The organism is Nocardioides caricicola (assembly GCF_039541135.1).
Taxonomy (GTDB): domain Bacteria; phylum Actinomycetota; class Actinomycetes; order Propionibacteriales; family Nocardioidaceae; genus Nocardioides; species Nocardioides caricicola.
In genome coordinates this window covers 934,833-953,381 of the sequence record NZ_BAABFQ010000003.1, presented here as the reverse complement: position 1 = coordinate 953,381, position 18,549 = coordinate 934,833, and the positions used below count along the sequence as shown (strand labels likewise).

The following is an 18,549-nucleotide window of genomic DNA, read 5'->3' as shown; positions in this document are numbered from 1 at the left end:
GCTCAGCGTCCCTTCGTGCCCCTCTTCGCGTTCCGCTTCACCCGGTAGACGTCGGCGACCAGGCGGGCGACCTCGGGGTCGGTCGCCAGGTCGGGCGCCGCGAAGACCACGTTGTACTGGTGCGGGCGCTGGGCGTCGCGCGCGATCGGCGTGAAGCCGAGTCCGGCCAGGTGCCGGGCGACGTCCACGTCGAGCCACTGGTCGTGCCACTTCGCCTCGCGCTCGACCTCGATGTAGAGCAGCGACGTACGGCGCAGCACCTCGGGGCCGCTGCCGAGCACGACCTCGGTCGCGCCCTCCACGTCCACCCAGGCGACCAGCCGGTCGTCGGCGTCGAGCGTCAGGAAGTCGTCGAGCCGGACCGACTCCACCTCGACCGTCTCGGCGCTGTCGGACTCGGTGTGCAGGCTGAGGCTGGCCATCCGGTTGGTGAGCCGCCGCTCCTTGTGCCGGACGCTGGTCGGGATCACCAGCTGGGCGGGGCCGTTGGTCGGTCCCACCGCGAGATGGCGGTACTCGACGCCGGTCGCAAGCACCCGGTCGCGGTACTTCTCCGCGACGTGCGGGTTCGCCTCGAACGCCAGGCACCGCGTCGACGGCGACGCCGCCTTGAGCCACTGGCTGAACGACGCCTCGTGGGCACCGATCTCCAGCCCGATCGTGGGCTCGAGCCGCAGGCAGAGCTCGAGGAAGAGGTCGTGCACCCGCTTCCGGAGCGGGTCGCGCCGGAAGTCGGCGGCGTACTCCCCGAACAGGTTGCGGAAGTACAGGTATCCGGCGTCATCCACTGCTGGCCTCCGAGTGGCCTCTCGTCGGGCTGGTGCGCTCGACCGTAGCGGACTTCCACGAACCGGACCCCGTGTCGGGGCGCTCCCGGCGTGCCCTAAGGTAAGGCTCACCTAAGAAAGGGTGCCCTCATCATGCGTCTTGCCGGAGTCCTCGCCGCCGCCCTCGCGCTGCCGCTCCTCCTCACCTCCTGCGGCTCCGACGACGAGCCCGCCGCTGCCACGCCGGAGTCCAGCGCGAGCACCGACGCGGTCTTCCCCGTGACCGTGACGCACAAGTACGGCGAGACCGTCGTGCCGGAGGAGCCGACCCGAGTGGTCTCGGTCGGCGTGACCGAGCAGGACGTGCTGCTGCAGCTCGGCGTCGTGCCGGTCGGCGTCACCGAGTGGTACGGCGAGCAGCCGGACGCCACCTGGCCCTGGGCCCACGACCTGCTCGACGGCGCGCACCCGGAGGTGCTCCAGACCTCCGACGGCCTCGAGTTCGAGAAGATCGCGGCGCTCGAGCCCGACCTGATCGTCGGCACCAACGCGGGCCTGAGCGAGAAGGACTACGAGCTGCTGTCCGCGATCGCGCCCACGATCACGTCGGTCGAGGGCTCGACGGACTACTTCTCCGAGTGGCCCGAGCAGACCCTCCAGATCGCCCGCGCGCTCGGCCGGGAGGCCGACGGCCAGGCGATCATCGACGAGGTGGCCGCGGAGTACGCCGCGGTCGCCGAGGCGCACCCCGAGTGGGCCGACCTCACGGCGACGTTCTCGCAGGGCGGGCCGTACGACGGCCTCCTCTACGTCTACCCGCCGGGCCTGAGCACCGACTTCCTCACCGACCTCGGCTTCACGATCACGACCGGGTTCGAGGAGTACGCGCCGAAGGGCTCGCAGGCCGAGATCTCCGCGGAGAACGTCGGTCTCATCGACGCCGACGTGATCGTCTTCGCCACCGAGAGCGCCGAGATGCTCGAGGAGCTGCAGGACTTCGGGACCGTCTCCTCGCTGTCGGCCGTCACCGAGAACCGCGCCGTCTACACCGACGACATCCTCGCCGGTGCCATCTACTTCGACACCCCGCTGGCCCACCAGTACACGCTCGAGCGCCTCGTTCCGATGCTCGAGCAGGCCGTCGCGGGCGAAGCACCTCGGGAGTACCCGTCATGACCCGTCACCACCCAGATCAGTCAAGGAGCACGATGAACACCTCTCGCCGCCGATTCCTCGCCGGCCTCTCCGTCCTGGCCGTCGCGCCGGTCCTCGCCGCCTGCGGCTCGGACTCCGGCGGCGGCACCGCGGCCACGGACAGCCCCTCGGGCTCGGCCGCGCCCGAGGAGGCGGCGTTCCCCGTCACCATCACGCACAAGTACGGCGAGACCACGATCGAGTCGGCGCCGAAGCGCGTCGTGTGCATCGGCCTCACCGACCAGGACACCCTGCTGGCGCTCGGTGTCGTGCCGGTCGGCGTGACGTACTGGTTCGGTGACGAGGAGCTCAAGGGCATCTACCCCTGGGCGCAGGAGGCGCTCGGCGACGCTGAGCTGCCGACCCTGTTGAAGGACACCAACGGCGTCGAGATCGAGAAGATCGCCGGGCTGGCGCCGGACCTGATCATCGGCCAGTACGCCGGTCTCACCGAGCAGGACTACAAGAAGCTGTCCGCGATGGGCGTGCCGGTCGTCGCCCAGAACGGCGACTACACCGACTACGGGACGCCATGGGACGAGGCCGCGCTGACCCTCGGTGCCGCCGTCGGCAAGCCGAAGGCCGCGCAGGAGCTCGTCGACTCGGTGAAGAAGCGGATCGCCGACGAGGCCGCCGCGCACCCGGAGTTCAAGGGCCAGACCGCTGCGGTCATCACGCCGTGGGAGGGGCTGTTCATCTACGGCCCCGAGGACCCGCGCTCGCGGATGCTCACCGACCTCGGCTTCGACCTGCACCGGGTCATCACCGACGCCGACGACAGCGAGTTCGGCATCTCGCTGAGCGCGGAGCGCACCGCGGACCTCGGAGACATCGGCACCGCCGTGTGGATCGACTTCGACGCCGACAAGCAGGTCAGGGAGATCTTCGAGGGGACCCCGGCGTACGCCGAGGGCCGCTGGTGCAACATCAGCGATGCTGACGGCTCCTACTACGTCGCGCACAGCTTCGTGACGCCGCTGAGCATCCCGTACCTGCTCGACCGCTACGTGCCGCAGCTCGTCGCGGCCGCCGACGGCGACCCGAAGACGGAGCCGCCCGCCGTCACCAGCTGACGCTAGTGTCCGGCAGGTGCTGACGACCCTGCTCGCCGTCCTGGTCCTCGGCTTCGCCGCCGCGGTCCAGATGGCGAGCGGGTTCGGCTTCGCCCTGATGGCGGTGCCGATGCTCGCGGTCGTGGTCGGCGCCCACGACGCGGTGCTGCTGGCGGTCCTCGCGGGTGCGGTGTTCTGCGCGTACCAGGCGATCGAGGGCCGCGGCCACCGCGACGGCTGGGTCGTCGCCCGGCTGCTGGCCGGAGCGGCGGCCGGGCTGCCGGTCGGCTACCTCGTGTTCCGGCGCATCGACGCCGACCTGCTCACCCTGCTGATCGGCGTGCTCGTCCTGGTGGCGACGGCCGCCCTGGCCAAGGGCCTGATGTTCTCGTCGCGGTCGCCGGCCGCGGACCTCGTGGCCGGCGCCTGCGCGGGCGTGCTGACGACGTCCACCGCGACCAACGGCCCGCCCGTGGTGCTGCTGCTGTCGGGCCGCCGCCTGCCGCAGCAGGAGTTCCGCGCCACGCTGACCGCGGTGTTCCTCGTGGTCGATGTGGCCGCGGTCGCGATGTTCGCGGCAGGCGGCGAGCTCGACCGCTCCCTGCTCGAGGTCGCCTACTGGTGCCTGCCGGGGCTGCTCGCCGGCGGGTACGCCGGCTGGCGCGCCCGCGCCTTGCTCAGCCCGGAACGCTTCCAGACGCTGGTGCTCGCGCTGCTCGCCCTCGCCGGCGGCACGGCCGTGCTCGCCGCGCTCACCTGACCCGGGCCGGTGCCGGTCGGTAGCGTGCGCCCATGCGCCTCAAGCTCGGCCGTCCCGACATCTCCCGCTACGCCGGCCGCTTCGACGTCCCAGCGGCCGAGAGCGACCTCGGCGTCACGTTCCTCGGTGTCGCGAGCCTGTTGATCGACGACGGCGAGACCGCGCTGATGACCGACGGCTTCTTCTCCCGACCGTCGCTGCCCAAGGTCCTGCTCGGCCGGATCGCCCCGGACCGCGCCCGCATCGACTCGGTGCTCGCGCGCGCCGGCGTCGACCGGCTCGCGGCGGTGCTGCCCGTGCACACCCACTTCGACCACGCGATGGACTCCGCGGTCGTCGCCGACCGGACCGGCGCCGTCCTCGTCGGCGGCGAGTCGACCGCGCACGTCGGGCGCGGGCACGGGTTGCCCGAGGAGCGGATCCGCGTCGTGACGCCCGGGGAGCCGATCACGTACGGCGCCTTCACGCTCACGCTGGTCGAGTCGCACCACTGCCCGCCGGACCGGTTCCCCGGCGAGATCACGGCGCCGGTCGTCCCGCCGGTGAAGGCGGCGGCGTACAAGTGCGGCGAGGCGTGGTCGATCCTGGTCGCGCACGCGAACGGGTCGTCGGCGCTGCTGCAGGGCAGCGCCGGCTTCATCGCCGGGTCGCTCGCGGGGCACCGCGCCGACGTCGCCTACCTCGGGATCGGCCAGCTCGGCGTGCAGAGCGAGGAGTACATCCGCACCTACTGGGCCGAGACCGTCGAGACAGTCGGCGCGCGGCGGGTCGTCGTCACGCACTGGGACGACTTCTTCTGCCCACTGGACCGCGAGCTCAGGGCGCTGCCGTACCTCGGCGACGACCTGGACGAGACGATGCGGGTGCTCGACGACCTGGCCGCGGGCTCCGGTGTCAGCGTGCACTTCCCCACGATCTGGCGCCGCGAGGACCCCTGGCGCTGAACGCCCCGGCACCCCGTGTGCCAGGATCCCCAGACATGACCTCCTGGCGCGACACCGCATCCGCTTCGGCGCAGGAGGACCTGGACGGCCTCCTCAACCTCGTCCTCCCGCTCGCGCAGGAGCTGCTCGGCAAGAACGGGCGGTTCTACCCGTTCGGCGCCTCGGTCTCGAACGACGGCGAGGCCGCGGTCACCGCGTCCGACCCGAGCCTGGGGGAGCACCCGCGACCCGAGCGGGTGCTGGCCGGGGTGTACGACGGAGCGCGCGCCACCGCCGCCGACCACCGGGCGGCGGCGTTCGTCACCGACGTCCTCGTCCAGGGCTCCGACGCGGTGCAGGTCGAGCTCGAGCACCGCGACGGGATCGCGCTGGTCGTCGTGGTGCCGTACACGCCGGGGACGTACAAGAGGTACCCGACGTTCGGGCAGATGAGCGTGTCGCCGGGCGAGCAGCGGGTCTGGATCGACGGATAGGCGCCGTACGCCTGAGTGGGCTTCATCACGCGGATCGGTGTAACGCCGAGCGGTGGAGCGCCCGGATCTGTGACCTGCGTCGCGCAAATCGCGGTCGACCGATTTCGGGTGCCTGGCGGCGTCGCCTACGTTCGTGGAGCGCGTTCGTCCCGAACCGGGTAGTCCGGTGGTCGTCCCGCTGCCCTTCCTGAGGCGGCGTTGGGCGGGGACGGCGCCCCGTCCGATGTCATCCACCTGTAGGGAGAGAGACGCATGTCCATGCGTGCCATCACCCGCGTCGCACGACGCAGCTCATCCGTCCTCCTCGCCGGCGCCCTCGTCGCCGGGGCCGGCAGCCTGGCGGCCAACGCCGCCGGCCCCGACCTGCTGCGGAGCTCCGACCCGACGACCGTCAAGCTCAAGGTCGGCTCCCGCGACGCCGACCCCGTCGACACCGACGCCACGCGCGCCCGGGGCGTGCTCGAGCAGAACGGCGTGGAGCTCAGCCGGCTCGACCAGATCGACCTGTTCCGCAACGGCCGGCTCGTGCAGGACAAGGACCGGCGCGAGCTGCGTGACGGCGACCTGGTGAAGGTCGTGCGGGTGTGGCACCGCGAGCACGTCCACACGGCTCGCTGGGAGCCGAAGACCCGGACCAAGCACGTCACCTCGCTGCCCCCGGGCAAGCGCAAGGTCGTCAAGAAGGGCCGCGTGGGTATCCGCAAGGTCCACGTCCGCGCCGAGGTCCACAACGGGCGCGTCGTCGACCGCCAGATCCGCAAGCACTGGGAGCGCCGCCCGCTGCCGCGCGTCGTCCTCGTCGGCTCGCGCCTCAACTGGGCCGCGCTCGCGAACTGCGAGTCCGGCGGCAACCCGCGCGCGGTGAACCCGGCCGGCTACTACGGCCTGTATCAGTTCGACCTCGGCACGTGGCGCAGCGTCGGCGGCTCCGGCATGCCGCACCACGCGTCGGCGGGCGAGCAGACCCACCGGGCGCAGATCCTCTACTCCCAGCGGGGCCGCTCGCCGTGGCCGAACTGCGGCCGCTACCTCTGAGCCTGAGGCTCAGGCGACGTCCGCGTCGTTGGTGAGCCAGTCGGTCAGCTCGGTCATGTACGAGGTGAGCGACGGGTAGTCCATCGACTTGAACTTCCAGGCGTGCACCTGGCCCGCCTCCACGGCGGCCAGTGAGCCGAAGACCGGCTGGTCCTCGAGCTGCTCGGTCGTGTATGAGCCACGCTGGGAGTTCAAGACGATGTCGGGGTCGTACTTGTCGGAGTTCTCCCAGCTGAGGATCTCCCAGTAGTAGTCGTCCTTGCCGCCGGTCTCCTCGAACTGCACGCCGAGGTCGGCGAAGTACGCCATCGCCGGGTCGTCGGCGGGGATGACGGCGTACAGCCCGGAGTCCTCGGCGTACATCGGCAGCACCGTGCGGCCCAGGCCCGCGGCCTCGGTCAGCGCCTCCGACGCGTCCTCGAACGCCGCCTTGTCCTCGGCGACGTCGGAGCCGGCGCCGGTGTCGACGCCGAGGGACGCGGCGAGCTCCTCGTTGGTCGCGATCACGTCGAGCGCGCTGCCGGACTGCTCGACGGCGATGACCGGCGCGATCGCCTTGACCTTCTCCAGCTGCGCCTCGTCCTTGAAGCCGTACATCGACTCGGGGGTGTCCCCGTCGTACGACGTCGTGACGATGAGGTCGGGCTGGGCGGCCGCGAGCTCCTCGAGGTTGAGCTCGCCGTACGCCGTCCCGATCACCTCGGTCTCGCCGAGGTCGAGGTCCTCGAACGTGGGGTCCTCGGCCGGGTCCATGTAGTGGAAGAGCGCGACCGGCGTGATGCCGAAGTTCCACAGCGCCGCGCCGGCGTCACCGTACGCCGCGATCCGGGTGGGCGTCTCGTCGAGCTCGATGGTCTGGCCGACGTCGTCGGTCCAGGTCCACGGACCGCTGGCGGCCTCGGGCTCGGTGGTCGGCTGGTCGTCGCTGTCGCTGCCGCAGCCGGCCAGGGCGAGCACGAGTGCTCCAGCGATCAGGAAGTTACGCATCGGCGAGCTCCACGGTGTCGAGGGTGTCGGGGACGGGGGCAGAGGAGACCGGCACCACGATCGGCAGGCCCGTGCGCGGGCAGGCGAGCACGTCGGCGTCCAGGCCGAACGTCGTGGCGAGCAGGTCGGGGGTGAACACGTCGTTGGGCGTGCCCTCGGTGACGATCGCGCCGTCCTTCATCACGACGATCACGTCGCTGTAGCGCGCGGCCAGGTTGAGGTCGTGCAGCACCATCACGACCGTGCGGCCGCGCTCCCGGTTGAGCCGGGAGACCAGGTCGAGGACCTCGACCTGGTGCGCGAGGTCGAGGTAGGTCGTCGGCTCGTCGAGCAGCAGCAGGTCGGTGTCCTGCGCGAGCGTCATCGCGATCCACGCGCGCTGGCGCTGCCCACCGGACAGCTGGTCGAGCGCGCGGTCGCGCAGCTCGGCGGTGTCGGTCATCTCCAGCGCCGTCTCGACGATCGCCTCGTCCTCGGGCGACCACTGGCTGAACCAGCGCTGGTGCGGGTGGCGTCCACGGCCGACGAGGTCGCGGACCAGCAGGCCCTCCGGCGCGATCGGGCTCTGCGGCAGCAGGGCCATCCGGCGTGCGACGTCCTTGGTGGACAGGTCGTGGACCGGGTCGCCGTCGAGGAGCACCCGCCCGTCGGTCGGCTTGAGCAGCCGGGCCATCGTGCGCAGCAGCGTGGACTTCCCGCAGCCGTTGGGGCCGATGATCGTGGTGACCTTGCCCTCCGCGATGGCGAGGCTGAGGTCGCGGACGACGGGCTCCTCGCCGTACCCGACGGTGACGGACTCGGAGCGGAGCCGGCTGGCCTGGACGTCGGACATGGTCATGCCGTGACCTTTCGGTTGGTACGGAGCAGGAGCCAGATGAGGTACGGCGCGCCGATCGCCGAGGTGACCAGTCCCGCGGGCAGCGGGAACGGGATGACCACCCGTGTGAGGAGGTCGGCGCCGACCACGAGGACCGAGCCGAACACCATCGACGCGAGCATCGGTGGCCGCGAGCCACCGGTGAGCAGCAGCGCGATCTGGGGGACGACGAACGCGACGAAGCCCAGCGGGCCGACCGCGGCGACCGCGACCGCCGCGAGGCCGCACGCGGCGACGAGCGTGAGCAGCTGGGTGACCTGGAGGCGTACGCCGAGCCCGCGGGCGGAGTCGTCGCCGAGCTGCATGACGTTGAGGGTGCGGGCGATCAGCAGGGACACCGGCACCAGCACGATCAGCGCATAGAGCAGCGGCTTGCCCTGCTCCCAGCCGCGGGCGTTGAGCGACCCGTTCAGCCAGACCTGCGCGGACGCCGCGTCCTGGATGCGCGCCTTGACCAGAAGCCAGTTCGTGCCCGCGACCATCGTGGCGGTGAGCCCGATGCCGATCAGCACCAGACGCTGCCCGTCGATGCCGCGGCGCCAGGACAGCGCGTACAGGAGCGCCGCGGTCAGCAGGGCCCCGGCGAACGCCGCAAGGGGGAGGCCGACCTCCTGCAGGGTCCCGGAGACCAGGCCGCCGCCGTACCCGGACGAGCCGGTGAGCACGATCACCGCCACCGCGCCGAACGCGGCACCGTGGTTGATGCCGAGGGTGTCGGGGCTGGCCAGCGGGTTCCGGGCGAACGTCTGCGTGAGCGCACCGGACAGGCCGAGCGCGGCGCCGGCGAGCACGGCCACCATCGTCTGCGGGAGCCGCAGCTCCATCACGATGAAGCGCTGGCCCGGGTCGCCGCCGCCGAGCAGCGTGCGCACGACGTCGGCGACGGGTACGTCGAAGTCGCCGAGCGCGAGGTCGAGCGCGACCAGCACGGCGAGCACGACGAGACCGGCCAGGGCGACCAGGCCGGCGCGCAGCGGGACCAGCCACGAGGCGACGCCGAGGCGGAACGGGACGGTCATCGTGGACATCAACGTCGTCATATCCGCACCATCCGGGTCCGTCGTACGAGGTAGATGAACACCGGCCCGCCGAGCATCGCCATCACGATGCCGACCTGGAGCTCGCCCGGGCGGACGACCACGCGGCCGACGACGTCCGCGACCACCAGCAGCAGTCCGCCGAGCAACGCGGAGTAGGGGATCACCCAGCGGTAGTCGATGCCGGAGAAGAAGCGGGCGACGTGCGGGACGACGAGGCCGAGGAACGCGATCGGGCCGCAGGCCGCGGTCGCCGCGCCGGTCAGCATCATCACCCCGAGGACGCCGATGATCTTCGCGCGCATCGGGTGCAGGCCCAGCGAGGACGCGACGTCGTCGCCGAGCTGGAGCAGGTTGAGGGTCGAGGCGCTGAACGCCGCGAGCAGGAGGCCGACCAGGATGAACGGCAGCACCTGCCAGAACACGTCCATGCCCCGGCCGGCGACCGAGCCCACGGCCCAGAACCGGTACGCGTCGAGGGTGTCGACGTCGCGGAGCACCACGACCTGGGTGAGTGCGTACAGCAGCGCGCTGATCGCCATGCCCGCGAGCACCAGCGAGACCGGGTCGGGCCCGCCGCGCGTCGAGCCGATCGTGAAGACCGCGGCCGCGGCGAGCCCGGCGCCGACGAGGGAGAACCAGGCGTAGCCGGTCAGGTCGGTGACGCCGAACGCGTAGATCCCGATGACCACCGCGAACGCGGCGCCGGCCTCGACCCCGAGCAGGCCGGGCTCGGCGAGCGGGTTGCGGGTGTGGCCCTGCATCAGGGCGCCGGCGACGCCGAGCGCGACCCCGACCGCGATCGCGAGCACGGTCCGGGGGAGCCGCAGCCCGTGCACGATCGTCGACGCGTCCGAGCCGTCCGGGTCGAAGAGCACGTCGACCACGGTCGAGAGCGGGATGTTGCGGCTGCCGATCGCCAGGCTGAGCAGCCCGGCGAAGACCAGCAGTCCGGTCAGCACCAGGACGCCGCGCAACGAGCCCCGGCGTGCGGGACGCGGGGTCGCCGGCGCGGCGTCGGGTGCCGTCGCGATCGTGGTCATGGAGGTCCTCACGGATGAAAAGGTAAGGCTTACCTTAGTAGATCTCGGACGCGCCGGGCAGAGGGGTCCCAGGTGACGTCTCGTGGCCTCGGCCACAGGTAGCCTCGGTCCGTGACGACGGCGGAGCAGTCCGGGCGCCCGACGGTGGGCGGCTACACCCTGCTCACCAAGCTCGGCGAGGGCGGGATGGGCGTCGTCCACCTGGCCCGCCGCGGCGACGGCGACCGGGTCGCGCTGAAGGTGCTCCGGCCGCAGATCGTCGGCGACGACGAGGGCCGGCACCGGCTCGCCCGCGAGGTCGGCTCGCTGCAGCGCGTGCACAGCAAGTGGGTCGCGGGGATCGTGGACGCGGACCCGTGGGCCGAGATCCCGTACGTCGCCACCCGCTACGTGCCCGGCCCGTCGCTGCACGACCTGGTCCTCGACGAGGGCCGGATCGAGGGCGCGGACCTCTACTGGCTGGCCGCCTGCCTCGCCGAGGGCCTCGCCTCGGTGCACGCCGCCGGGGTGCTGCACCGCGACGTCAAGCCGTCCAACGTGCTCATGGAGGGCCGCACCCCGATCCTCATCGACTTCGGCTTGGCCCGCGTCGCCGACGACCCGCGGCTCACCCACACCGGCTGGCTGCTCGGCACCCCCGGCTACCTCGCGCCCGAGATCCTGTACGGCGAGGACGCCACCGAGGCCTCCGACGTGCACTCCTGGGCGGCGACGGTCGCGTACGCCGGCACCGGTCACTCGCCGTTCGGCGGCGGCCCGTCGATGGCGGTGATGGACCGGGTCCGCCGCGGCCAGTTCGACCTCGACGGGCTGCCCGGCGACCTGCACCAGGTCGTCGCCGCCGCGCTCGACCCCGACCCGCTCCACCGGCCGACCGTCGACCAGCTCCTCGCGTGGCTGCGCCCGCTGACGATGCGGCCGCACGACCGGCGTACGCCACCTCCGGTCAACCCGCCCCACGACCCGTACACCGTGCCGCTCGCGCTCGCCGCCCAGGCCGGCGCGGACGACGTCACCGACGTGTGGCCCGGCCACAACCAGGCCGAGCCCTACACGCTCGCGCTGCCGCCCGAGGGCGGGACGGCGTACCTCCCCGGCGAGCCCGAGGAGTACGTCGAGCCGGTGTCCGTCGGCGAGCGCCTGCGCCGCGGCTCGCTGCTGGTCGGTCTCGCGGCCGTCGCCGGCGCCGGATGCGCGGCGTTCCCGTGGGTCACGCTCACGCTGCTGATGCTGCTCGTCTGGCTGCTGCGCAGCTGGTCGCTCGCGGCCGCCGCGCACGACCAGCGCCGGCAGTACCGCGGCCGCCGGTGGTACGACGGCATCCAGCTGCTCGTCGCCGCGCCGTGGCACCTCGTGCAGTCGATCCCGGGCACCGTGCTGCTGCAGCTGTGGAGCCTCGGTCTCGCGGTCGCGGCGGCGCTGGTCTGCTACGCGATCGCCACCGGGCTGGCGCTGTCGCTGTTCGTGTGCGGCACGGTGCTCACCGTGTCGCTGTGGCTCGGGCCGGGTGGCTCGCGGGTGCGCGGACCGGTGTCGCAGATCGTGATCCCGCTCGCCGCGGACCCGCGGCGCTGGGTGGTCGCGCTGCTCGTGCTGGTCGGTGTCGCGTTCGCCCTGGGCCTGCGCGCCGACCTCTCCGGGGTCACCTGGACGCCCGCGGGCGACCGCCCGCATGTCGAGAATCCTCGCCGCTGACGGCTCGCTCGTGGCACGATGAATCCGTGCTGCACCAGCAGATCATCATTTCCTAGCGCGTCGAGCTCCCGCCCGACGCGCTGCCTCTCGTACTCCGAGAGGCTTTTTTGTTGCCCGACCCACTGCTCAGCCCGACCTCGGAACAGGAACCTCAGATGGACCTGCACGGCGCCTTCCACGTCTACGACACCACCCTGCGCGACGGTGCGCAGCAGGAGGGGCTCAACCTCTCCGTCGCCGACAAGCTGTCGATCGCGCGGCAGCTGGACGGGCTCGGCGTGGGCTTCATCGAGGGCGGCTGGCCGGGCGCCAACCCCAAGGACACCGAGTTCTTCCGGGTCGCCAAGACCGACCTCGACCTGAAGAACGCCAAGCTCGCGGCGTTCGGCGCCACCCGCCGCGCGGGCGTGAAGGCCGCCGACGACCCGCTGGTCGCGGCGCTGCGCGACAGCGGCGCGTCGGTCGTGACGCTGGTGGCGAAGTCGCACGACCGGCACGTGGAGCTGGCGCTGCGGACCACGCTCGAGGAGAACCTCGCGATGATCCGCGACACGGTCACGCACCTGCGCGAGGAGGGGCAGTCGGTGTTCCTGGACGCCGAGCACTTCTTCGACGGCTACCGGGCGAACCGCGACTACGCGCTCGAGGTGCTGCGCACGGCGTACGACGCGGGCGCCGAGGTGATCGCGCTCTGCGACACCAACGGCGGCATGCTCCCCGGCTGGGTCGCCGACGTCGTCCACGACGTCCGCGAGAACGCCCAGGTGCGCGTGGGGATCCACTGCCACAACGACACGGGCTGCGCGGTCGCCAACACCCTCGCGGCTGTCGACGCGGGTGCCACGCACGTGCAGGGCACGATCAACGGGTACGGCGAGCGCACCGGCAACGCCGACCTCGTCGCCGTGGTCGCGAACCTCGAGCTCAAGCTCGACAAGCGGGTGCTCCCGCAGGGGCTGCTCGGTGAGGCCACCCGGATCGCGCACGCGGTCGCCGAGGTCACGAACTTCCCGCCGGCGTCGCGGCAGCCGTACGTCGGCAGCTCGGCGTTCACCCACAAGGCCGGCCTGCACGCCAGCGCGATCAAGGTGGACCCGGACCTCTACCAGCACATGGACCCGGCCGGGGTCGGCAACGACATGCGGCTGCTGGTCTCCGACATGGCCGGGCGCGCGTCGATCGAGCTGAAGGGTCGCGAGCTCGGCTTCGACCTGTCCGGCGACCGCGAGCTGGTCACCCGGATCACCGAGCGGGTGAAGGTGCTGGAGAACCGCGGCTACACGTTCGAGGCCGCCGACGCGTCGTTCGAGCTGCTGCTGGTCGAGGAGGTGGAGGGCGTGCGCCCGTCGTACTTCGACGTCGAGTCGTGGCGCGTCATCACCGAGACCCGGCCCGGCGATGACGCCATCTCCGAGGCGACGGTCAAGCTGCGCGCCGATGGTGTGCGCTACGTGCAGACCGGCGAGGGCAACGGCCCGGTCAACGCGCTCGACCACGCGCTGCGCGAGGCGATCGGGCAGGCGTACCCGGGGGTCTCGAAGTTCGAGCTCATCGACTACAAGGTGCGCATCCTCGACCAGGGCCACGGCACCGACGCGATCACGCGGGTGCTGATCGAGACCACCGACGGCGAGTCGTCGTGGGTCACGGTCGGCGTCGGTGCGAACGTGATCGAAGCGTCCTGGGGCGCACTGGTCGACGGGCTCACCTTCGGGCTGCGCCGCCAGGGGGCGTGACCTTCGGCCCTGTCCAGGTCCGAGGCAACGAGGGAGCGTGGAGGTATGAAGGACAGGGTCCTGCGGACGGTGGCGCTCGGGATCGGCACGGCGCTCGTGCTGGTCGGCTGCGCCGCTCCGGACTCTCCCTCCGCGCGACCTGACGACCGGGCGACCTTCTCCGCCGACTCCCCGGCGCGGGGCGCCGAAGCTCCGCTGAGGGTGGGCCGGCCCGCGTGGGTCTCGGTCTCCGTGGCCACCGTGTGGCGCTCGCCCGAGAGCCCGCGCGCGGTCGACGCCCCGGCCCTGGAGAACCCGGCGCGGATCAGCCGGTGGCTCGACGACATGACGACCGACCAGCGGCGGGCGCTCGGTGGCCGCTCGGACACCCAGGCGCTGCTGGGGGACCGGGTCGTCGTGCTCGAGCTGCCGAAGAGCTCGCCGGGCTGGGCCAAGGTCGTCGTCCCGTCGCAGCCCACTCCGCAGGATCCCCGCGGCTACCCGGGTTGGGTGCCGGTCCGCCAGCTGGCCGGCGAGGCACCCGTTCGGGAGCGCCGGCACGCGACCGTGGTGACCCGCCTGACGTGGCTCCGCGCGGACACCGACGAGGCCGAACGGCTGGAGCGGATCAGCTTCGGCACCGAGCTGCCCGTCGTCGGGACGACGGCCGAGTTCGTGCGCGTCTCGGCGCCCGGCGGCGTGGTCGCCCGGCTGTCCCGCAGCGCGGTCGCCCTCCATGCCGCCGGCCGGCCTGCGCTGGCGCCCACCCGCGCCAGCCTGGTGCGGACCGCGAAGATGTTCCGCGGCCTGCCGTACCTGTGGGCCGGCACGTCCGGGTTCGGGCTCGACTGCTCGGGCCTGACCTCTCTCGACTACCGCGTGCACGGCATCACGATCCCGCGGGACTCCTCGCCCCAGTCCGAGAACGGCGCCGCGGCCAGGCCTCCGCGCCCCGGGGACCTGCAGTTCTATGCGACCGACGGCAAGGTGCACCACGTCTCGATGTACGTCGGGCACGGCCGCATGGTGCACAGCCCGGGCACCGGTCAGACCGTCGAGGTCATCGCGACCTCGACCCCGGGCTACGCCGAGGAGTACGCCGGCGCGCGGCGCTACCTGCCCTGACCGACGATCCTGCTGGCCAGGTCCACCCAGCCGGCGTAGACCCGGTCGACCGGGATGCCGTCGAGCTCGACCTGGTCCAGGATCGGCGCCTCCAGCGGCGCCAGCAGTGCGATCGCGAGCAGCTGCAGGTCGCCGGTGACGCCGAGCTCGGCGAGCAGGTAGCGCACGTGCATCGCGATGAACGAGTAGGCCGCGGTCGACCGGGTGCTGGCGCGGCCCGCGGCGCGAATCAGCTCGGCGTGCACGATCGTGGTCTCCAGGCGCGAGCGCCCGAACGCGAGCAGCCGGTCCCACGGGTCGGCGCCGGGACCGAGCGGCGGCGGCCCGGAGATCACCGCGGCCTGCCACTCGGTCTCGGAGTGGTTGAGCAGCGCCGCCATCAGCCCTTCGCGCGACTCGAAGCGCCGGAAGACCGTGCCCTTGCCGACCCCGGCCTCGTGGGCGACCGCGTCCATGGTCACCCCCGCCACGCCATGCGCGGCGACCAGCCGCTCGGCCGCCTCGAGCAGCGCGACCCGGTTGCGTGCGGCGTCACGGCGCTCGGCCGGGGGCGTGTCGGCGAGGGGGAGGAGGACGGGCTCGGGCATCGCCGCCACCCTAGTGACCGCGACCACGCGGTGCCCTGGAATAGAAAACGGACCATAGTCCGTTTAGCCCGGCATGACTGACACCACGATCGCCGTCCTCGTCGGCAGCCTCCGCGCCGAGTCCACGAACCGCAAGCTCGCCGAGATCCTGGTCGCCCAGGCTCCGGAGGGCGTCACCGTCGAGATCGTCGACGGTCTCGACCAGGTGCCGTTCTACAACGAGGACCTCGACAACCCGAGTGACATCCCGGCCGCCGCCGCGCGGCTGCGCGACCAGATCGGCCGTGCCGACCGCGTCCTCGCGGTCACCCCGGAGTACAACGCGACGATGCCGGCCGTCCTCAACAACGCCATCGACTGGGTCTCGCGGCCCTACGGCCAGGGTGCGGTCTTCGGCAAGCCGTTCGGCGTGGTGGGTGCGACCCCGACGCCGTACGGCGGCAAGTGGGCGCACGAGGACGCGCTGAAGTCCGCCAAGATCGCCGGCGCCGTCCCGGTCGAGGACGTCACCGTCTCGCAGTCGGCCCTGGAGGTCGACGTGCTCACCGACCCCGACGTGCTGGCCAAGCTGACCAACGCCGTGCGGGTGCTGGCCGACTACGACACCGAGTCCAGCGCCGCCTGAGCGCTACCGTCGGGTCGTGGCCGAACTCCATGACCTGACCGCGGTCGAGCAGGGCGAGCTGGTACGACGCCGCGAGGTGTCGCCGCTCGAGCTGACCGACCACTACCTCGAACGCGCCGACCGGCTCGACTCGGTCGGCGCGTTCGTCACGCTCACGCCCGACCTGGCGCGCGACCGGGCGACCGAGCTGACCGCGACCCTCGCGGTGTCGGAGCCGCACACGCCGCTGTGGGGTGTGCCCACCGCGATCAAGGACCTCAACCTGACGGCCGGGGTCCGCACGACGTTCGGCTCCGCGGCGTTCGCCGACTTCGTCCCCGAGGTGTCCGACGGGGTGACGCAGTCGATCGAGGAGGCCGGGCTGGTCAGCCTCGGCAAGACCAACACCCCGGAGTTCGGCTCGCCGTGCTACACCGAGCCGGACGTCGCCCCGCCGGCGGTGACCCCGTGGGACCGCACCCGCACCGCGGGCGGCTCGTCGGGCGGCGCGGCCGCCGCGGTCGCGGCCGGCCTGGTGCCGTTGGCCCAGGGCTCCGACGGTGGCGGCTCGATCCGGATCCCCGCCTCCTGCTGCGGGCTGTTCGGCCTCAAGCCCAGCCGCGGGCGGATCAGTGGTCACCCCATGTACGGCGACCCGGTGGGTTTGGCGACGGCCGGGCCGATCGCCCGGACCGTGCGCGACGCGGCGGCGATGCTCGACGTGCTCGCCGGTCGTCGGGTGGGGGATCCGTCCTGGGCGCCACCTCCTTCCGAGACCTTCCTGTCGTCCTGCGACCGCGACCCGGGGCGGCTCCGGGTCGCTCGCTTCATCGAACCAGTGATCACCGACGTCGCCGTCGACCCCGCGTGCGTGACGGCGTACGAGGACGCCTCGCGGCTGCTGGAGTCGCTGGGCCACGAGGTGGTCGACATCGAGGTGCCGCTGCCGCGCGAGGCGGTCTCGACGTTCGAGACCTGCTGGGCGGTGCTGACCGCGCTGTCGGTCGTGCCGCCGGAGAGGGAGCACCTTGTCCGGCCGTTGACCCGCTGGCTCAGCGAGCGTGGCCGGGCGGTCAGCGCGCCGGAGTTCGGCCTGGCGATCGGCGCGATCCGCCGCTACGCCGCGGCCGCGCTGACCGCGCTCGCGCCGTACGACGCCGTGCTCACCCCGACCCTGGCGACCCCGCCGGTCCCGGTCGGGGCGATGCGCGACGACGCCGACCCGGCGGCCGACTTCGAGGCCCAGAAGGCGTTCACGCCGTGGACCTCGGCGTGGAACGTGACCGGCATGCCGGCGGTCTCGCTGCCGCTCCACTGGACGCCGGAGGGCCTCCCGGTGGGCGTGATGCTCGCCGCCCGGCCCGCGGAGGAGGCGCTGCTGCTCGCGCTGTCGGCGCAGGTCGAGGCGGCCGCACCGTGGCTCGAGCGGAGGCCGCCCCTGTGGTGACGGTGCGCCGCTGCCACACCGGGGAGCTGACCGACGCGGAGCTCGCCGAGGTCCGTGGCCTGATGGAGGTGGCGTTCGAGGGTGACTTCGACGCCCACGACTGGGCCCACGCCCTCGGCGGCATGCACGTCACGGTCCGCAACCAGCGCGGGCTGGTCGCGCACGGCGCGGTGGTGCAGCGCCGGCTCCTGGTCGCCGGCCGTGCCCTCTCGTGCGGGTACGTCGAGGCCGTCGCCGTGCATCCCGAGCACCGCCGCGCCGGGCTGGGATCGGCCGTCATGGCGTCGCTCGAGGAGCTCGCGCCGGCGTACGACCTGCTCGCACTGAGCGCCTCCGACGAGGGCGTGGCGTTGTACGAGGCGCGTGGCTGGCTGCGCTGGCGTGGTCCCACCTCGGCGATCTCGCCCGACGGCCTGGTGCGCACCGAGGATGACGACGACTCCGTGTACGTCCTCCCCGGCGCCGTCGTGCTCGATCTCGACGCACCTGTCGCGTGCGACTGGCGCGACGGCGACGTCTGGTGAAGAGTCGTCCCGTGACCCGTCCCGTGATCGTCGTCGTCGGAGCCGGACCCGGTGTGAGTGGATCGGTGGCGCGCCGGTTCGCGCGCGAGGGGTACGACGTCGGCCTGCTCGGCACCGACGGGGAGCAGCTGGTGCAGCTCGCCGGCGAGCTCGAGGCGCTCGGTGCCGCGGTCGGGCGGACGGTCGTCGACGTGACGGACGCCGAGGCCACGACCGCGGCGATCCAGCGCTTCGGCGGGTTCGCCGACCGCATCGACGTCCTGCACTTCAATCCCAGCGCGTTCCGGGAGAAGGACCCGCTCGAGCTCACCGTGCCCGAGCTGCTCGAGGACGTCGCGCTCGGTGTCGGCGCGCTGCTGACCGCCGTCCAGGCCGCCCGCCCCTTCATGTCCGGGGGTGGCCGGGTCACAGTCACCGGCAGCATGGCGGCCGACAAGCCCTGGAACCGCGCCGCGTCGCTCGGCGTGCAGAAAGCGGGCGTGCGCAACCTGGTCCGCAGCCTCGACGCGACCCTCGCCCCGGACGGCATCCGCGCGGTCACGGTGACCGTGCGCGGCACGCTGTCGACGGAGGGCGCGTTCACGCCCGACAACGTCGCGGACGCGCTCTGGTCCGCCGCGCACCAGGTCGTCGCCGACTGGCAGGTCGAGGTGCCGTACGCCGGCTGACGGAACCGGCATGCT

Annotated in this window: 19 protein-coding genes; 13 read left to right on the top strand and 6 right to left on the bottom strand. The window is 72.5% G+C overall.

Going from position 1 to position 18,549, the window contains the following annotated elements:
* Positions 1–2 precede the first annotated feature (2 nt).
* Positions 3–788: an FkbM family methyltransferase gene (locus tag ABD875_RS06440; RefSeq protein WP_345172389.1), complete on the bottom strand. Its 786-nt coding sequence runs from the start codon at positions 786–788 to the stop codon at positions 3–5.
* Positions 789–920: 132 nt separating this feature from the next.
* Here ABD875_RS06440 and ABD875_RS06435 point away from each other — a divergent pair, with 132 nt between their 5' ends.
* The 6 genes from ABD875_RS06435 (at position 921) to ABD875_RS06410 (ending at position 6,225) form a co-directional block, all read left to right on the top strand.
* Complete coding sequence (locus ABD875_RS06435) at positions 921–1,943, top strand: ABC transporter substrate-binding protein (RefSeq protein WP_345172387.1); 1,023 nt, start codon at positions 921–923, stop codon at positions 1,941–1,943.
* A gap of 32 nt (positions 1,944–1,975) precedes the next feature.
* Complete coding sequence (locus ABD875_RS06430) at positions 1,976–3,034, top strand: ABC transporter substrate-binding protein (protein WP_345172385.1); 1,059 nt, start codon at positions 1,976–1,978, stop codon at positions 3,032–3,034.
* A gap of 16 nt (positions 3,035–3,050) precedes the next feature.
* The gene (locus ABD875_RS06425; protein ID WP_345172383.1) at positions 3,051–3,773 is read left to right on the top strand and encodes a sulfite exporter TauE/SafE family protein; all 723 of its coding nucleotides are present in this window, start codon (positions 3,051–3,053) and stop codon (positions 3,771–3,773) included.
* A 32-nt stretch (positions 3,774–3,805) separates the two neighbouring features.
* Positions 3,806–4,717 carry an MBL fold metallo-hydrolase gene (locus ABD875_RS06420; RefSeq protein WP_345172381.1) on the top strand — a complete coding sequence of 304 codons (912 nt, stop codon included), beginning with the start codon at positions 3,806–3,808 and terminating at the stop codon, positions 4,715–4,717.
* A 35-nt stretch (positions 4,718–4,752) separates the two neighbouring features.
* Positions 4,753–5,190 carry a hypothetical protein gene (locus ABD875_RS06415; protein ID WP_345172379.1) on the top strand — a complete coding sequence of 146 codons (438 nt, stop codon included), beginning with the start codon at positions 4,753–4,755 and terminating at the stop codon, positions 5,188–5,190.
* 258 nt (positions 5,191–5,448) lie between these two features.
* Positions 5,449–6,225 carry a resuscitation-promoting factor gene (locus ABD875_RS06410; protein WP_345172377.1) on the top strand — a complete coding sequence of 259 codons (777 nt, stop codon included), beginning with the start codon at positions 5,449–5,451 and terminating at the stop codon, positions 6,223–6,225.
* 9 nt (positions 6,226–6,234) lie between these two features.
* Here ABD875_RS06410 and ABD875_RS06405 read toward each other — a convergent pair whose 3' ends face one another.
* Genes ABD875_RS06405 through ABD875_RS06390 form a run of 4 tightly spaced genes read right to left on the bottom strand, consistent with a single transcriptional unit; the run spans position 6,235 to position 10,181 of the window.
* Positions 6,235–7,212: an ABC transporter substrate-binding protein gene (locus ABD875_RS06405; protein WP_345172375.1), complete on the bottom strand. Its 978-nt coding sequence runs from the start codon at positions 7,210–7,212 to the stop codon at positions 6,235–6,237.
* Positions 7,205–8,050, bottom strand: coding sequence for an ABC transporter ATP-binding protein (locus ABD875_RS06400; RefSeq protein WP_345172372.1), 846 nt, complete (start codon positions 8,048–8,050; stop codon positions 7,205–7,207). The genes ABD875_RS06405 and ABD875_RS06400 overlap by 8 nt, the downstream gene beginning before the upstream one ends.
* Entirely contained in the window at positions 8,047–9,129 is a 1,083-nt protein-coding gene (locus ABD875_RS06395) for a FecCD family ABC transporter permease (RefSeq protein ID WP_345172370.1), read from the bottom strand. The genes ABD875_RS06400 and ABD875_RS06395 overlap by 4 nt, the downstream gene beginning before the upstream one ends.
* Positions 9,126–10,181, bottom strand: coding sequence for a FecCD family ABC transporter permease (locus ABD875_RS06390; protein WP_345172368.1), 1,056 nt, complete (start codon positions 10,179–10,181; stop codon positions 9,126–9,128). The genes ABD875_RS06395 and ABD875_RS06390 overlap by 4 nt, the downstream gene beginning before the upstream one ends.
* Before the next feature lie 99 nt (positions 10,182–10,280).
* On the opposite strand from ABD875_RS06390, the gene ABD875_RS06385 reads away from it, so the two are divergent.
* From ABD875_RS06385 to ABD875_RS06375, 3 genes are all read left to right on the top strand, one after another.
* Positions 10,281–11,864 carry a serine/threonine-protein kinase gene (locus ABD875_RS06385; protein ID WP_345172366.1) on the top strand — a complete coding sequence of 528 codons (1,584 nt, stop codon included), beginning with the start codon at positions 10,281–10,283 and terminating at the stop codon, positions 11,862–11,864.
* A 155-nt stretch (positions 11,865–12,019) separates the two neighbouring features.
* Entirely contained in the window at positions 12,020–13,600 is a 1,581-nt protein-coding gene (cimA, locus tag ABD875_RS06380) for a citramalate synthase (protein ID WP_345172364.1), read from the top strand.
* Between the two features lie 45 nt (positions 13,601–13,645).
* Positions 13,646–14,704, top strand: coding sequence for a C40 family peptidase (locus ABD875_RS06375; RefSeq protein ID WP_345172362.1), 1,059 nt, complete (start codon positions 13,646–13,648; stop codon positions 14,702–14,704).
* On the opposite strand, the gene ABD875_RS06370 is transcribed toward ABD875_RS06375, so the two are convergent.
* A complete protein-coding gene (locus ABD875_RS06370) occupies positions 14,692–15,291 on the bottom strand; it encodes a TetR/AcrR family transcriptional regulator (protein WP_345172360.1) in 600 nt (199 codons plus the stop codon). The two genes, ABD875_RS06375 and ABD875_RS06370, sit on opposite strands and share 13 nt — an antisense overlap.
* A gap of 73 nt (positions 15,292–15,364) precedes the next feature.
* Here ABD875_RS06370 and ABD875_RS06365 point away from each other — a divergent pair, with 73 nt between their 5' ends.
* The 4 genes from ABD875_RS06365 to ABD875_RS06350 are packed head-to-tail and all read left to right on the top strand — an operon-like array spanning position 15,365 to position 18,534.
* Positions 15,365–15,916, top strand: a complete 552-nt coding sequence (locus ABD875_RS06365; RefSeq protein WP_345172357.1) for an NAD(P)H-dependent oxidoreductase — start codon at positions 15,365–15,367, stop codon at positions 15,914–15,916.
* Between the two features lie 16 nt (positions 15,917–15,932).
* The gene (locus ABD875_RS06360) at positions 15,933–17,342 is read left to right on the top strand and encodes an amidase (RefSeq protein ID WP_345172355.1); all 1,410 of its coding nucleotides are present in this window, start codon (positions 15,933–15,935) and stop codon (positions 17,340–17,342) included.
* The gene (locus ABD875_RS06355; RefSeq protein ID WP_345172353.1) at positions 17,312–17,866 is read left to right on the top strand and encodes a GNAT family N-acetyltransferase; all 555 of its coding nucleotides are present in this window, start codon (positions 17,312–17,314) and stop codon (positions 17,864–17,866) included. Before ABD875_RS06360 ends, ABD875_RS06355 begins: the two co-directional genes overlap by 31 nt.
* Before the next feature lie 11 nt (positions 17,867–17,877).
* Entirely contained in the window at positions 17,878–18,534 is a 657-nt protein-coding gene (locus tag ABD875_RS06350) for an SDR family oxidoreductase (RefSeq protein WP_345172351.1), read from the top strand.
* Positions 18,535–18,549 lie beyond the last annotated feature (15 nt).